Below are 15,561 nucleotides of genomic sequence, written 5' to 3'. Positions count from 1 at the left end.
CCCCGTCTTCCCGCCTCGCACGCGCTGCAAACCCTGCCGGTTCAATTCAACGGCGATGCCCGTGACTACTTCCGTGTCTGGCTCGTCAATGCGCTACTCACCATCATCACGTTCGGCATCTGGTCCGCCTGGGCCAAGGTGCGCACGCAGCGCTGGTTCTACGGCCATACCCAGATTGGCGGGCATGGCTTCGAGTATCACGCCACCGGCGGCCAGATCTTCACCGGCAGGCTGCTCGCGCTGGTCGTGATCGTCATCTCGACTGCGCTCAGCTTGCTGTCTCCCCTCGTCGAACTGGCGATGGCCATCGCAATCATTTGCGCCGCGCCCTGGGCCATCAACGCGGGCCTGCGTTTCCGCGCCGTCATGACGTCCTGGCGCAACGTCCGCTTCGATTTCCAGGGCAGCTACCTGCGCGCGGCCTACGTATTCCTGCTCCTGCCCTTCATCGCGACGGTGTCGTTCGGACTGCTGGCCCCGGTCGCCTCACGCCTGGCCGGCCGCTACCTAGCCAACGGCCACCACTACGGCGGCGCCCAATTCGACGGCAAACCCAGGCTGGGCCCGCTGTATGCCGCATACGGCCACAGCGTCCTGCTGTTCGTCGCGATCATGGTCCTGAGCCTGTTCATCGCGGCCGGCTATGCCGCCCTCGGCGGCATCGAGTTTTCGCTGGAAGCGCTGGCGCGCGACTGGCAGACCGTCAGCACTCACCGTCCTGACCGGCAGCCCCCGCCCGACGCGCCCACGCTGAGCCTGTTCATCACAATGCTGATGCTGGACGTCTACGCTGGCCTGTACACCGCCGGCGTGTACTACAGCGCCTGCCTGCGCCAGGAAATCCTCGGCCACCTGACCCTGGCCGGCGGCCATCGCCTGCAAAGCCGATTCTCGCCAGCGGTGTACCTGTGGCTGGTGATTTCCGGCATGCTGGCCACCATTTTCACCCTGACGCTGGCCTATCCCTGGGCCCGCGTGCGCCGCTACCGCTACCTGGCGCAGAGCCTGACCTTGCTGGCCGCGCCCGGGCTGGACGAACTGATATCGCGCCAACACGAGACGCCCCGAAGCTTCGGCGGCGAATTCAGCCAGTTTGAAGGCTTTGGCAACGCCGCCCCATTCTGAGCGTGGCGCGCTGCGGGGCCGGCTGTTCCCGGCCGGCGCCGCAGCCCATCGTTCCGCCACGCTGACACCGCAGCCCGACGGCTCGCTGCTGCTGGACGACGGCGCCACGCCGCGCACGCTGGCGCCCGGCGCGCTGCGCTGGTCCAGCCGCATCGGCGCCATCGCCCGCCGCGCCACCCTGCCCGATGGCGCCGTCTTCGAAACCCACGACAACGACGGCGCCGACGCGCTGGCGCGCGCCCACGGCCAGCGTTCGGCGGGACTGCTGCATCGCCTGGAACGCATCCGCGCGCCGTTGCTCGCGCTGGTATTGCTGGCGACCCTGGCCTTCTTCGTCGGCCTGCGCTGGACCGTGCCCTGGCTCGGCGATGCCGCGTCCCGCTTCGTGCCCGACGCGGTCGAAACCCGCATCGGCGCGGCCGTGCTGGAGACGCTCGACCGGCTGTCCTTTCACGACAGCGAACTGCCCGCTGAAAAGCGACAGTCCATCCAGGCGGAATTCGACGCACTGGCCTCGCATGCCCAGGTCGCGCACGGCAAGCTGGAACTGCTGTTTCGGCGCGGCGGCAGGCTGGTGGGCGCCAATGCGCTGGCCCTGCCCGGCGGGCGCATCGTCGTCACCGATGAACTGCTTGCGCTGGCGCCCGCGCCCGCCGATCTGGCCGGCGTCCTCGCTCATGAAATCGCTCACGTCGAGTACCGGCACGGCATGCGCCGGCTGGGCCGCATCGCCGGACTGTCCGCCGTGGTCATGCTGATGACGGGAGATGTGGCCAGCGCGACGCACGACATGGGCGTCATCGGCGCGGGGCTGCTGGATATGAGCTACTCGCGCGGGTTCGAGCGCGAGGCGGATGCGCGGGGGATCGCGCTGCTGCGGCTGACTGGGAAGGATCCGGAGACTCTGGCGGTGATGCTGGAGCGGTTGGGTGGGGCGTCGTCGGGGAGTGCGCCGGGGTGGTTGTCGAGTCATCCGCCGACGGAGGAACGGGCAAGATTGATCAGGCAGGCGCGTTGACGCGGCGTAACTCCGGGTGAATGAGATCATAGCTGGCGATCAGCGGAGTTGTTTATGGCTCCACTCACAATTCAAGCAGCGTTGCGCCTGCCGCATTCAACCCGCCCGCCCTTTGAAACATAAACGCACTCAAGCCCATTCCAAGACATGCAAAACGAAACGACCGACAAGAACGCGGAAAGCTCCGGAAAGAAAAGCTGGCTTCGCCTGATTCCCATTCCATTCACCGTCTTCCTGACGGCGATGTTCTACCTGCAGGGCAAGGCCTATCAGGCTGGCTATCTGGCGTATTTTCACCTCGACAACACACAGATGAGCATCTCCACGTCGGATGCGATGTGGCTTGCCTATCGCGCCTGGGGAAATGGCGCCGCCCATATCCTGCTGACCTCCGGCGATTGGTTTCTCGACATGCTCATGTCGATTCTCCTGCCAGCGACGATCGGCTGCGTGGTGCTCATCCTCCTCCTGGTGATCGAAAAACTCCGCAGGAAGGCCGCCAAGCCTCGCGTCTCGGCCACCGCGATCCCGTTTAAAGACCTTAGCCTGCGGCGCCAGATTGCCTATATCGCGGCCGGGCTTGCTGGCTATGTCCTCGCGATCCCCGGTTCGATCCTCGTGATCGCGCTTCTCGTCGCTTGCAGCCTGATTGTGCTGGTTGAGCCGTTTGGAGTCATAGGCAAACGCGACGCACAGGATTATTGCCAGGAGGTTCCACTGGCCGCACTGCCCACGATTCCCCATCTTCCCGGTTTTGACCCGAACCAAGGGGTCATCCATCAACTCTGGTGCAACACCGACACCTGCGCCGTCTTGCAGGCGGGCGCAGCGTCCGCCGTGCCCAAATCGGCCATTGCCAGAACAATCAGCCCGCCGCTGTCGCAACGCCTGCCCGGCAAGCCGGATACCCCGCATCCCACCATGTGCTCGCCGGAGCCCGCGCCTGCGGACAACAAGACGGAAGACGGCCGCAAGTAGCCCAAGGCGGCCAGACCGCGCGGCCATGCATGCGGTACGATGCCTGGCCGCTATCGCCCCACCCGCCCGCCACGTTTCCGGCGACGCTGGCATCCTCCGTGAACTCACCAGAAAAGTGGAACCCCGGCATGGACCTGAACGCAAGCAGGAACGCCCTGACCCAGTTTCTTGAAAACGGCAAAGGCCAGGTGCTCGGCCTGAGCGGACGCTGGGGCGCGGGCAAGACGCATCTATGGCTATCCCTGCGTGACACGCTGCCCGCCGCGAAGACCGCCCTGTACGCCTTCTGCTTCGGCTTGAAATCGCTGGACGAAATCGGCCGCGCGCTGTTGCAGGACGCCGCCAGCAACGCGTCCAAGTATGGCGAAGCCGGCGGCAAGGTCATCAAGGAAACCGGCAGGAAGCTCACTGACGCGCTGCGCAACATCCCCTTCATCGGCGAGGCCGCCGACGCATTGCTGGCGACCGGCGCGCTGGCTGAATCCGTCATCACCGGCATGCTGGTGCGCGACCGCATCATCGTGGTGGACGACCTGGAACGCCGCGACGCCGCGCTGTCGCTGGAAACGCTGTTCGGCTATGTGGACGCGCTCAAGGGCAAGGGCTGCACCGTGCTGCTGATCTACAACGAGGAAGAACTGAGCGCCAACCAGGGCAAGGAATGGCGCGCCGTGCGGGAGAAATGCCTGGACGCGGAGATCAATCTTCGGCCCACGCCGACCGATGCCTGCGGATTGGGCTTGTCGCCTGCTTGCCCGGACCGCGAGTCTATCGTCGCCACGGCCGAGGCCGCCGGTCTGACCAACATCCGCATCATCCAGCGCATCGAGCGGCTGGCCGACGCGTTCAGGAAGGCGATTCGTCGCCAGGAGCGACAAGAGCAGTCCCTGCCCGAGTACATCCTGCGCAGCCTGGTCTTCCTGGCCATCCTGCATTACGAAAACCGCTTTCCGGACGAACAGGTGGAGACATTCCTGGAAGACTGGACCCGGGTCTGCGCCGATCAACTGGGCAAAACGCTGCCTGGCGACGCCGCTTTGCTGGCCGTGCGATGCAGCGTCACCAACGACACCGAACTGCTGTCCCTGCTGTCGGACTTCGTGCGGCATCACCCGCTCGACGCGGCCCGCGTGACGGCCAGGATGCAGGCGCGAGATGAGCGGGCGCTGCACGCGACCGCCCAGATGGCCGCGCTGGACTATGTGGACCGCGCGCTCTACGACCCGGACGCCACCGACCAGACCTTCCAGCGCATGGCCCGCGACTGGGGCGCGAACGGCTGGCAAGCCCTGGCCCCGCAGATGGCCAGCACCATCATCCGCGACCTGGAACGGCGCGGCGGCCAGGACTGGGCGTCGCACATGGCCGAGGCCTGGGGTCGGCATTGGCGCAAGGCTTCGAAAGAATATGTGCAGGAAAGCGTCCTGCAAGGGTTGGCCGACCCCATCGCGCAGGCGATCCGGGAGGTCAACGAATCACGCCGCCCCATGCAGACCGTCATGGACGCGATCGAGCAGATCGAGGCCGATCCGCCGTCGGCCTCGGAAGCGCTCATGCCCTTCCTGCAGAACATCTCGTCCGTGCAATTACGCAAGGCCATCGAGAGCTACGCGTTCGACGAGCTGAAGCGCTTCCTGACGTTCTACAGCGAACGCCTGCCCGGAATGGAAGCAGACCACGACCGCTACAAACTGGCATGGAGCAAGTTCAAGAGCGCCGCCAACGCCATCATCGTGGCGAACCGCAAGCCTCGTTTGTCGGACATCCTGCTGCGCCATATCCGCATGCGCGACCCGGACTTCGAGCCCGCAGCGGACGAACACAGCGCCTAGCCCGGACAGGGCGTCCGGCGGCGCACGGCAGCGCCTGACGCCCTTGCATCGACACGCGCCGCTAATTCACCTGCAACCCCGCCTTCGCCACCAGCTCCGCATAGATCGCGCTCCCGTCCCGCACATACCGCTCGGTATCCTCCGGCGACAGCACGTGTGGAATCCCGCCAAAATTCTCATTCCCCGCGATCCACTTCGGATCCCGCGCGATCTGCTTGAGCGCCGCCGCCCATCGCCGCACCGCCTCGGGCGCCATCTTCGGCGGCCCGAACAGTCCGCTCCAGCCGATCACCGCTTCCATCTGCGGCAGCCCCAGCTCGCGCGCCGTGGGAATGTCCGGAAACTGCGCCAGCCGCTCGGGCGTGGTCGTCAGCAGCGGACGCAGCTTGCCACCGGTCAGCAGGCCCGTCATGGAACTGAGGTTGTTGCAGGCGAAATCCACGTCCCGGCTCAACACCGCCAGCGCCACCTCGTTGCCGCCCTTGTACGGCACGCTGACCACCGCGTCCGGCTTGAAGCCCAGCGTGCTGAGCAGCAGCTGCGGCGCCAGGTTCTGCACCGTGGCCGGGCCGGAGTGGCTGTAGTTCAGCTTGCCCGGCTTGGCCTTCACCGCCTTCGCCAGATCGTCCAGCGTCTTGTAGCCGCTGTCCGGATGCACCACGCAGACCACCGGGTTCAGCTCCAGCAACCCGATGTACGTGAAATCCCCCGCCGTGTAAGGCGTGGTCTTGGGCTGCAAGGCGGGCAGCAGCACCTGCGAACCGATCCGTCCCAGCAGCAGCGTGTAGCCATCGGGCGCGGCCTGCTTCACGGCGGCCGAGCCAATCGCGCCGTTGGCGCCCGCCTTGTTGACCACGACCACGGGCTGCCCCAGCAGCCCATGCGCCGCGGCGGCCAGGTTGCGCGCCGCCATGTCGGCGTCGCCGCCCGCGCTGAAAGGAACGATGAGCTGTATCGGCTTGGCGGGATAAGCCTGGGCGGCGGCAAGCCCGGTACAGGCGCCCCATACACAAATCGCGGCGCGAGCAAAGGCAGCCGGCCGAAGGCCGGAGAGGCTGATCATGGGATTCTCCTGTCGAGCGGGGGAACGAAACTACGCGATGAAACGACGTGGCTACGGAACGGCGGGACTGCGGGATGCGACGGGGTTGCGTGGTGCGACGGGGCTGCGTTGTGCGACGAGCTACGTTGTGAGGCGAGGCTGCGTTATGCGGCGGGACTACGTTGTGCGACGGGATTGCATTGTGAAGCGGGACTGCGTTGTGCAACGGGACTAAAAGTGCGCAGGCGCTGCGCTGAACAATGGGACTGCTAAACGAGACCAGACTGCGGCCGGCGCGATGCCCGCGGCTTACGCCTGCTGGTTCATCCCCATGCGGGCATGCGTCACGGACTGCGGCTCAATGCCCGCCGGCGGACGGACCAGACGCGTTGAACACGGGCGCGGCCTCTCCCGCCATCGAGACATTGATGCATGCCGGCAAGCCGCTGTCCGCCGCTCGCGCCAGCGCCGCGCCCAGGCTCTGCGCGTCGTCCGCCGCGAAACCCGCCCCGCCCAAGGCCGACGCCACCTCGTCATACCTGGCCGTCGGCGACAGCTCGCAGCCGATCAGCCGTTGCGGGCCATAGCTGCGCAGCTGGATCAGATGCTCCGCGTTCCAGCGCAGGTCATTGCCGATCACCGCGATGACCGACGCCTGCTCGCGCACCGCCGTGTCCAGCTCCATCAAGTGAAAACCCGCCGTGCCATCCCCCATCAGGACCAGCACCGTCGCACCGGGCCGCGCGATCTTGGCCGCGATGGCATAGCACACGCCCGCGCCGATGGCCCCCGACATGCCGTTGATGATGCGCACCGGCGCGCTGCAATAGGCCTGCGCCCACTGCCCGAACTCGCCGCCATCGCAGACCACCACGGGATCCGGCGCGGACGCCAGAAACGCCTGCACCGTCTCGCACAAGGCGCGCGGCCCCAGCGCCGCGCCCGCCGACGCGGCAGGCTCCGGCTTGCCGCGATAACGCAGCGCCTCATCCACCCGCGCCCGCCACGCCGCGCGCGCCGCCGACGGCTGCGCCGCCCGCAAGGCGGACAAGGCCGCGATGGCATCGCCCTGCACTGCCAGCGCCAGCCGCTCGCCCAACAAACGCTGCGCGCGTTCCAGCATCGCGGCATCCGGGTCGATCACCACGACCCGCGCCTGCCCGCCCAACGCCGCCGCGCCGCCAAAGCCCAAAGTGAAGTCCAGGCACTTGCCCGCCAGCACGATCAGATCCGCATCGGGAATGACCGCCGCCAGCGCGCCCAACGAAGGATCCTTCAGGCCGCGCGGGCTTTCCATGGGGATGACGCGCAGGTCCTGCGCCTCCTCCAGCTGCCGGCAGGCGGCGCGCGCATGCCAGCGCGCGGCGCTCGGGCCCGCCAGCACCAGCGGACGCTGCGCCGCGTGCAGCAGTGCGGCCAGCCGGTCCAGCGCGCCCGTGGCGAACGGCGCGATCGGCTGCGGCGCTGCCGGCGGCAGTTCCTGCAAGCCGGTCTCGGCCGTCAACAGATCGAACGGCAGCGCCAGATGCACCGGGCCGCGCCTGGGCGCCAGCGCCTGCCCGACCGCGCGGTCCAGCGCGGGATGCAATTCCCCCACGCTCATCGGACGCAGCGACAGCTTGGTCATCGCGCGAGTGATTGCCACCTGGTCCAGCTCCTGGAACGCGCCCTTGCCGTCTTCCGCCACGGACGAATCGCCGGAGATCAGCAGCACGGGGCTTTCCGCCTGCAACGCCGAATACAGCGGCGCCAGCCCATTGGTCAGGCCCGGCCCCGCCGTCAGCATCGCCACGCCCAGCTCGCCGGTCATCTGCGCCCAGGCATCCGCCATGTACACCGCCGCCGCCTCGTGCCGCACGTGAACGATGCGGATGCCCGAGTCGATACAGGCGTCGTACAGCGGCATGATCTGATTGCCGGACAGGCTGAAGATGGTCCTGACGCCCAGGCGATGCAGCATACGGATGATCAACTGGGATCCAAGCACCTGAGTCTCCTGTGGCGTCGTCCGGGACATGGCCGGGCGCGGTTTGGCGGGGATGGGGAGCGGCCAGTGTAATGAGCAATGGCGCGGGTTTGGTTGGGGAATTTTGAAGCTAGGGGGTGGGCGCGGAAATGGAACGGGCCGCCTTGGGGGTGGCGGCCCGGGATGTGCTGCGTTGCCTTGATGGGAGGTGGCTGTTGCGGCCTGTGGGTTGATTGGCCGGTTGGTTTGTTGGGTTATGGACTTATTGGATTACCGGCGGCGCGTCGTGTGTTTCTGTGCAATGCGCCAGCGCCAGACCGGATTCGCGGGCCTGGTCCAGCATGGATTCGGTCAGCGTGCCGATGTGGTCGCATAGGCTTTCGACGCCGCCCAGCAGGGTAGCTACGGTCCAGGCGTCCAGAGGTTGCGAGCCGGTGGCGTCGGGTTCGGATGCGCTGTTGCCGACCATGCGGGCGATGGTTTCGATGGCGTAGCGGGTGCGGTCCAGGTGTTGGAGATGGGAGAGCGCGACCAGGCCGTGTTCGGGGTCGGTGTCCAGGGACCAGGGGTTTTGGGTTAGGGGGTGATTCGTCATGGATGCCTCCGGTGAGTTGAGAACCCGCGCCCCACTTCCAAATGGGGTGGGCGGGCACGAGACGAGGTTGGAAGACCGGTCTCACCGACCCGGCGTGCGCAAGCGCACCCTCGCCAGGGCCCGCCCATAGGGACGTGCAGAGGCGAGCGGACATGAAAAGGCCGTCATGAAGACGGCCGTCCGCCTGGTGAAGTGTACCGGCTTCCAAACCGGGCTACCGTTGGTGGGGTAGTGGGAGAAATATACGAAGAAAGGACTTCTTTCGTCGACGGATTTCAACTTCTGAGGCAGATCTAGGACCAAGCTACCGGGGCAATTCAGATTCAGCGACGGCTTCCGACCCAGAAGAGACACATGGTGTCATGAAAGCATCACTGCAAAGCGGTCGTTCAATAACGCAACCTCCCACTGCTGAACCGGATCTTCAGAGCGGGGCTACCTCGTCAAAGCACTAGCCAGGCTGCAATCCGCAGTGGGCCTCTGTAAAGCCAGGACGATTCATACTTGCGTCTTTTCCACGCAGTGGAGGGATAGGGGAAATGGGCACGAACGTTAAGCAGGTCATTGAAGAGCTCAGCGCAATCATCGGCGCACAGCAAGAGCTTCTACGGTTAACACTTTGGGTGATGTCTCAAGGGCCTGCGGACTTTTTCGGCCACGAGGTCACTTGTCGCTTGGAACGGGACCAAGCGCGTGCCGCGACCGCTACTTCCCTAGGAGCAGGTCAGTCGATCAACACGATCTTAGCGGGCTCGGCAAACGTAGGAATTCCCGTGCGGGACCTATATCCCATCACGCGCGCAGTAGTTGAAGGCTTCATCAACGCATCATTCTTCGTGACGCAGCCGGTCGAGGTTTCCGAACGCGCCATGAAGCACAAAGATTATGCGGCCTGGAAGCATACAAACCGTTCAATCGGTAACGGCGATTTTGCGTTCAGACTGAACTCTGATCCGGACCCTAAGGCAACGGCCGACAAGTTGTTCCCTGAATTCACAGGCAAAGGTCGAGACTCCTGGAGCTCGTTGGACGCGCCTTCCAAGATCAACCGCATTGGCAAGGTCGATGACCGCTCTGGCGGCGCCCTTTTGGGTGCTTACGCTCTTGTATATGCCGTCTCCTCGGAGATCATTCACGGTTCTGTGTACGGCATGAGCTACTTCATGAGTGCGCACAACCCGCGGAAAGAGAGTGTCGAAGCCTTTCAGGCGGGCACAGAGGCGCAGGTGGTTGATATCCTGACCGCCGTCGCCCACGCAATCAGCGGCTTTCTTTCGGCCTTCGCAACAGTCCACGAATGCAAACCGTTGGCCGACATCGAGCGGGAATTGTTCCGCCGTATGTATAAGGCTGTCAGCGGCGAAGAGCTTAATGACAAGCCGGGGACACCACCTTCAGTAGACAAGCGGGACAGCTGACGAGAACCGAGCAGCCGACCCACTGCGGACGCTCACGGGCGACCGAATATGGCCGACAGTGGACACTGTTCGCGGGAGTGTCAGAAATTCCGTGTTCAAGGCGGGCTTAGGAATTACACAGAAGGCCTGATGAACCGTTCCTGATAGAGGATAGCGAATTGGTTCATGGCCGGCTTCCAATCGCGAGCCGGCCGTCCCCAATCTGCGGTGATATTGCGCAGGGCCAGCCAGATCAGCTTTGTTGCCGCATCGTCAGACGGGAAATGGCCTCGCGTCTTGATGATCTTGCGCAACTGGGCATTGATGCTCTCGATGGCGTTGGTCGTATAAATCACTCGGCGCACCTCTGGCGGAAATGCGAAGAAGGGAATCACGCGATCCCAGGCGCTGCGCCACGCGGCGCGGATCGTCGGGAATTTCTGCCCCCAGGGGCCTTCGGAGAAGGCATCAAGCTCAGCCTCGGCTGTCTCGGCGCTCGTGGCGGTATAGATCGGCCGAATGGCTGCGGCAAGTGCCTTGCGGTCCTTCCAGGTCGCGTAATCCAGGCTGTTGCGGATCAGATGCACGATGCAGGTTTGCAGCGTGGTCGCGGGAAAGACAGCGGCCAGGGCCTCGGGCATGCCATTCAAGCCATCGGTCACGGCGATCAGGATATCGCCCACGCCTCGGGTCTTCAGATCATTGAAGACCTTCATCCAGAACTTGGCGCCTTCGGTGCCCTCGATCCAAAGGCCAAGAATGTCGCGTGAACCATCGGGCAACACACCCAGCGCCAGGTAGATGGCCTTGTTGCGTACGACCGCATCCTGGCGGATCTTGACCCGCAGCGCATCAAAGAAGACGACCGGGTACATCGGTTCCAGAGGCCGAGACTGCCAGGCAGTGACCTCGGCCATGACTTCATCGGTCATTGAACTGATGAACTCCGGTGAGACCTCGGTGGCATATTGCTCCAGCAGAAATCCCTGGATCTCGCGCACCGTCATGCCTCGGGCGTACATGGCGACGATCTTGTCGTCAAAACCGGTAAAACGCCGTTCGTGCTTGGGGATAAGCAGCGGTGCGAAGCTGCCGTCGCGGTCGCGCGGCACCTCGATACGCACAGGGCCTTCCTCGGTGAGCACCGTCTTGGCGCCCTTGCCATTTCACTGGTTGGCGACATCGGCCGGCTTGGCCGCCCCGCTCGGATAGCCTAGATGATGGTTCATCTCGCCTGCGAGCGCTCGCTCAATCAATGCCTTCTTGAAGGCCAGAGACGCAGCGTTGATGGCTCAGGCCGTCATCGGGCCGTTACCGAACGACTCCAACAACTCACGGGGAATAGCCGGCAGATCCGCCAGCTTGGACTTCGGGGTGCGAAGCATACATACTCCTTGGACGTATGTTATGCCTTGAACACGAAATTAATGACAGGCCCAACCTCCTCGCCAAAACACTAAATATCTAGGACGAAACGACAAGAACCTTTCGCTTCCAGCAGGAGCTTTCATACTTTTAAACGAAAAAAATTCAAATTTAATCAGCACTGATACCCCACGCCCAGCCACATCGACAAAACCGATAGTGATGAACTATTTCTCTGCCATAAATTTGGCAAAAAACCACCCGTTCTTAATATTCTTAGAAATTTAAACATCCATGGCACGCGAGAACTTCTCGAGGAATGTGCGCAACAAGATTGCTCACAGCGCAGGACATCAATGCAGTTTCCCCGGCTGCAATCAGAGGACAGTGGGACCTGGCCCTACGTCCGAGTACATTTCGAATAGCGGCTATGCTGCACATATATTTTCTGCATCCAAAGGTGGCCCTCGTGGGCAAGGTGGATTATCCCCAGCCGAAATTAGAGGAGCTAGCAATGGCATTTGGCTATGCGGAAGACACGCAAAATTAGTCGACAACAACAAAGGAGCAGCATATCCTGCTGAGACACTCCTAAGCTTCAAAGCGCTACACGAGGCACGTGTTCAACTTGAGCATGAAGGCTTATATCCTCCTATCGGATGGCTTCATGAACTCGAAATAGTTAGGAGCCCACTGTTCGAATCGGGTCAAAAATTCCAGCTTAGTAAGTTAAATCTTATATACGGACCCAACTCAACAGGAAAAACAGCAATTACAGAATGGATTAGCGGCTTCTTTGACCCATCAGAACTCGACCGATGGGTAACCACACGAAAAGAAAATCTCGATCTTCGACTATCTATCCTGAATCCTAAGCCACAAAGGATGCGATTAACCGCTCGAGACTTACAAATAAAATACGACATCGATGGAAGATTTGTTTCTTTCATTCCACTAGGATTTAGAATAATAAAACCCCAAGCTTTGGACTTTTCAATCTCCGATGATATTGAGATGTTTGCCCAATCCCTTGGATTTCCAAGCATGACAATTGAGTCTCTATTCGATGACGTCAATCAATTTCCCTACAGCACAGTCACAAATCTCCGTATCGAGTTCGCCACAGATAATGACGATATACTCACCGATCAACGTACTGTACTAGGCGACGTACAAGGCACTACTCCCGGATTGCGGTTTCGGCTGTTGAGCTCATATGAACAAGGACAGGTCATGATTGAGTTCGCCACAGCTGCAGCCCGACTTTCTGGAAGATACTGCCCTACCCTATTGATTTTAGATGGAATTATGTCCAGTATATTCGAGGGCTTTTTTCGACCTGTACTCCCACCATCTACTCGACCCAACAAATCAGTTTCAGACATTGATGTGTGCAGCAGACTACGAGCTCGACCTTGATAAGATTAGATGGAATGGTTGGCAGACTATCCGCCTTGAAGGAAAACCTCCTTCCGTAATATTTAATCAAGACTTTCGCCCAACATGAAGTCATTTCTATTGAACAGAAATCCAACTCAACAAATTGACGACACGACCCATCCCGTAGGCCATGCGCACCCGCCCTGCACAAAGAAACCTTCACCCGAGAAAAATATATATTTATTCTAACTGACGACAACTTTACATAATCACTTCAAATCAACATCAACACCTTTATTTTCATAGAGGGTTTCCACAAAATAACCAAAAAGATATGGATTTGTGCCCTCAAAGCGCAACTAATCATAAAAATAAAAATGTAGAAAATGGAGAACCCAGGCCGAACATCAGATAAAACATGACTAAACCATAAAAATTATCAAAGAATGCCCCCCCCCAGCAGTCCGCTTCCTCAACGACGGAATTATTATAAATATCGACCAAATCGCTGCCCTCCCTCCATCGCGTCAATACACTTCTCTCTAATGACGATTAATCTTAGATCTCTAGGCGTTAAGCTATCGAAATACCGCGATCAGCTCACACAGACACTTGAGGAAGTAGCGATAGCCACAGGCATCGAAATTAGTCGCCTAACCTCGATCGAACATGGTTTGCTGGAGCCAACTGGCGATGAGGTTCTCATTCTGGCTGATTACTATCGCTGCGACTTTAAGTATTTCATCAGCAACGAAAAATCAGCACCTTTCGAACAGACAGAAACCCTCTATCGCGCGTATGGCCGAGACTTTTCGAAGGAAGATCGCGCTTCGGTCCAAGAGTTTCTCTACCTCTGCGACACGGAGGAATTTCTGATGCGAGAACTTGGAAGGACAACACAATCTTTCAGCTACCTGCCGACCGGCACCTACTTCAAAGGGCATGGGGAAGCCGCGGCGGTCGCATTCCGTAAGGCTATGGGCCACAGCGATCGAGAAGTGCCTCGAGACATCTATCGGGAATTCCGCTCCGTCGGGTTGCATATTTTTCGTCGAAAACTCGGCAACTCCGCGATCTCAGGTCTGTTCGTCAGGCATCCCACCGCGGGAAAATGCGCCTTGGTGAACTACAGCGAAGATCTTTATCGGCAGCGATTCAGTGCTGCCCATGAAATGGCACATGCTATTTTCGACAGCGACACAGGGCCAAGTGTCACCTATGTCAAGACAAACAGAACCGACAGACTGGAGAATCGTGCTAACCGCTTTGCGTCCTGCTACCTCATACCGCCCGAGGTGTTACGCAATCTCCCTAAATCCACGGTTTGGAGCGAAGAAAACACACAACATTGGGCTAACGAATTCCGAGTGAGTTGCGACGCTCTGGGCATTGCCCTCAAAGAAGCAAGCCTCGTCGACGTAGAATCTAGTAATCGCATTCGACGCTTTCGAGTGCCCCGCGAGGCCAAACACGACCCGGAACTTCCCGCGAGCCTCAATAAAGCGCAGCGCGCGCGAAAGGCCGCGCTACTGGAGCGAGGCCTTTCAGATTACTACGTGGGACTCTGCTTCGACGGATACTCGCAGGAAGTGATCAGCCTCGGTCGCCTCGCTGAGGCCCTCCTTTGCAGTCGCGGAGAACTAGGCGATCTGGCGAGACTTTATGGACGAAGTTTGCATGGCAATTGATCCCTCCAAGTTTCATCCATTTAATGTGACCGACACCTGTTCGGTCTGGAATATTCTTTCTTCGGCCCGTCTGCGTTCCGCCGCTAAAGATGCTCGTTGCGACTTCTGTATAACCTCATTCGTATACTACGAGTGCATGATCAAACCGAGAAAATCCGCAACGGAGGCCGATTACGAACTGCGCAGACGTCTGCAAGTGGAGCAACGTAGCGGGTCTTTCGCAGCGCACTCATGCAGCATCGGAGATCTTCAAGATGTGATGTCTCTTGAAGATCGCAAGCGGTTGGGTATGGGCGAGATTTCCTCCATAGCATTTGCCATGAGAATCGGCCAAGCCGTACTAACTGACGACCAGAAGGCGCGAAAACTCGCGCATTCCGCCGGCCACAAACTAGTTCAGACTACCCCCCATTTGTTCTCATGGTTGATTTTCATGCGAAAGCTGGGAGACTCGGACGTCCCGATAGTCGTTGACCAGCATAGGGCACTAGGAGGCGACTTGGCACCACACTTAGATCAGGCCTACGGATTGGCGTTGCAATGCCAACTGAATGCGCGTTCTACTACTCTCCCTATCCTACCGTTCGACTCCTCGTCAACGAAAGATCAGCCGGATCAATGCGATTGATTTCCGATTTTCAAACCAGAAAAAATTTATTATTGAATAACGGTATTTTTTGAATTTTCACGACGTTCGATTGACCACGGGCCTGGAACACTCCATTGGCAAAACCCATACTCAGGCACAGCGAAGATATTCTAGGATTCTCTCTATGCGTCAACCCAAAATTAATTCTTGGCCGAACCGAAAGCTGCACTCTCCGTAAGCAAATTATGTTCCCTTTTCGTTCTTGGCGGCCTTAGCTTCCGTTGAGGCACATTAGCCTACATCGACCTCATCTAAGCACCTTTGCCATATTGCTCATCAAACCCTCGACTCATCTACGAAATGCCTCAACCCGTCGCCTGCCATCACCGCCCGTGCCTTTTCGCACTGGCCCTGACCACCCTATCCCTAGTCAGTACCCAATCCTACGCCGCCCCCCGCACCATCTACACCGGCCCCCTCCAAGGCGCCGGCACCATCGTCCTAGAACTAGACGCCCCTCCCACTCCATCCAACAGCCCCCTAACCGGCCGCTACTTCTACCCCGCCCACGGCACAGACATTCCCC

The 15,561-nt window shown here is 60.5% G+C and carries 10 protein-coding genes and 1 pseudogene; 7 read left to right on the top strand and 4 right to left on the bottom strand.

Annotated features, from left to right (window positions below; translation table 11 throughout):
* The 4 genes from AC6LJ5_RS27980 to AC6LJ5_RS27965 all read left to right on the top strand — a co-directional run.
* The coding region (locus AC6LJ5_RS27980; RefSeq protein WP_498142217.1) for a YjgN family protein at positions 1-1,125 on the top strand (1,125 nt) is incomplete at its 5' end.
* A complete protein-coding gene (locus AC6LJ5_RS27975) occupies positions 1,103-2,143 on the top strand; it encodes a M48 family metallopeptidase (RefSeq protein ID WP_498142216.1) in 1,041 nt (346 codons plus the stop codon). The genes AC6LJ5_RS27980 and AC6LJ5_RS27975, both read left to right, overlap by 23 nt.
* Positions 2,144-2,290: 147 nt before the next feature.
* Positions 2,291-3,121: a hypothetical protein gene (locus AC6LJ5_RS27970; RefSeq protein WP_498142215.1), complete on the top strand. Its 831-nt coding sequence runs from the start codon at positions 2,291-2,293 to the stop codon at positions 3,119-3,121.
* A gap of 128 nt (positions 3,122-3,249) precedes the next feature.
* Positions 3,250-4,953 (top strand): P-loop NTPase fold protein, encoded by a 1,704-nt coding sequence (locus AC6LJ5_RS27965; RefSeq protein ID WP_498142214.1) that lies wholly within the window; start codon positions 3,250-3,252, stop codon positions 4,951-4,953.
* A gap of 61 nt (positions 4,954-5,014) precedes the next feature.
* Here AC6LJ5_RS27965 and AC6LJ5_RS27960 read toward each other — a convergent pair whose 3' ends face one another.
* The 3 genes from AC6LJ5_RS27960 to AC6LJ5_RS27950 all read right to left on the bottom strand — a co-directional run bounded on the left by AC6LJ5_RS27960 (position 5,015) and on the right by AC6LJ5_RS27950 (position 8,556).
* Complete coding sequence (locus tag AC6LJ5_RS27960; RefSeq protein WP_498142213.1) at positions 5,015-6,016, bottom strand: Bug family tripartite tricarboxylate transporter substrate binding protein; 1,002 nt, start codon at positions 6,014-6,016, stop codon at positions 5,015-5,017.
* A 337-nt stretch (positions 6,017-6,353) separates the two neighbouring features.
* Entirely contained in the window at positions 6,354-7,982 is a 1,629-nt protein-coding gene (locus tag AC6LJ5_RS27955) for a thiamine pyrophosphate-binding protein (RefSeq protein WP_498142212.1), read from the bottom strand.
* A gap of 241 nt (positions 7,983-8,223) precedes the next feature.
* The gene (locus AC6LJ5_RS27950; RefSeq protein ID WP_498142211.1) at positions 8,224-8,556 is read right to left on the bottom strand and encodes a hypothetical protein; all 333 of its coding nucleotides are present in this window, start codon (positions 8,554-8,556) and stop codon (positions 8,224-8,226) included.
* Positions 8,557-9,095: 539 nt separating this feature from the next.
* On the opposite strand from AC6LJ5_RS27950, the gene AC6LJ5_RS27945 reads away from it, so the two are divergent.
* The gene (locus AC6LJ5_RS27945) at positions 9,096-9,974 is read left to right on the top strand and encodes a DUF5677 domain-containing protein (protein ID WP_498142210.1); all 879 of its coding nucleotides are present in this window, start codon (positions 9,096-9,098) and stop codon (positions 9,972-9,974) included.
* Between the two features lie 113 nt (positions 9,975-10,087).
* Here AC6LJ5_RS27945 and AC6LJ5_RS27940 read toward each other — a convergent pair.
* Positions 10,088-11,338, bottom strand: a pseudogene (locus tag AC6LJ5_RS27940) (IS256 family transposase).
* Between the two features lie 2,034 nt (positions 11,339-13,372).
* Here AC6LJ5_RS27940 and AC6LJ5_RS27935 point away from each other — a divergent pair.
* A complete protein-coding gene (locus AC6LJ5_RS27935; protein ID WP_498142209.1) occupies positions 13,373-14,386 on the top strand; it encodes an ImmA/IrrE family metallo-endopeptidase in 1,014 nt (337 codons plus the stop codon).
* Positions 14,376-15,014 (top strand): PIN domain-containing protein, encoded by a 639-nt coding sequence (locus AC6LJ5_RS27930; protein ID WP_498142208.1) that lies wholly within the window; start codon positions 14,376-14,378, stop codon positions 15,012-15,014. Before AC6LJ5_RS27935 ends, AC6LJ5_RS27930 begins: the two co-directional genes overlap by 11 nt.
* The last annotated feature ends 547 nt before the right edge of the window (positions 15,015-15,561 follow it).

Source organism: Achromobacter sp. 1011791174 (assembly GCF_059760925.1).
This window is presented reverse-complemented; position numbering and strand designations above follow the sequence as displayed.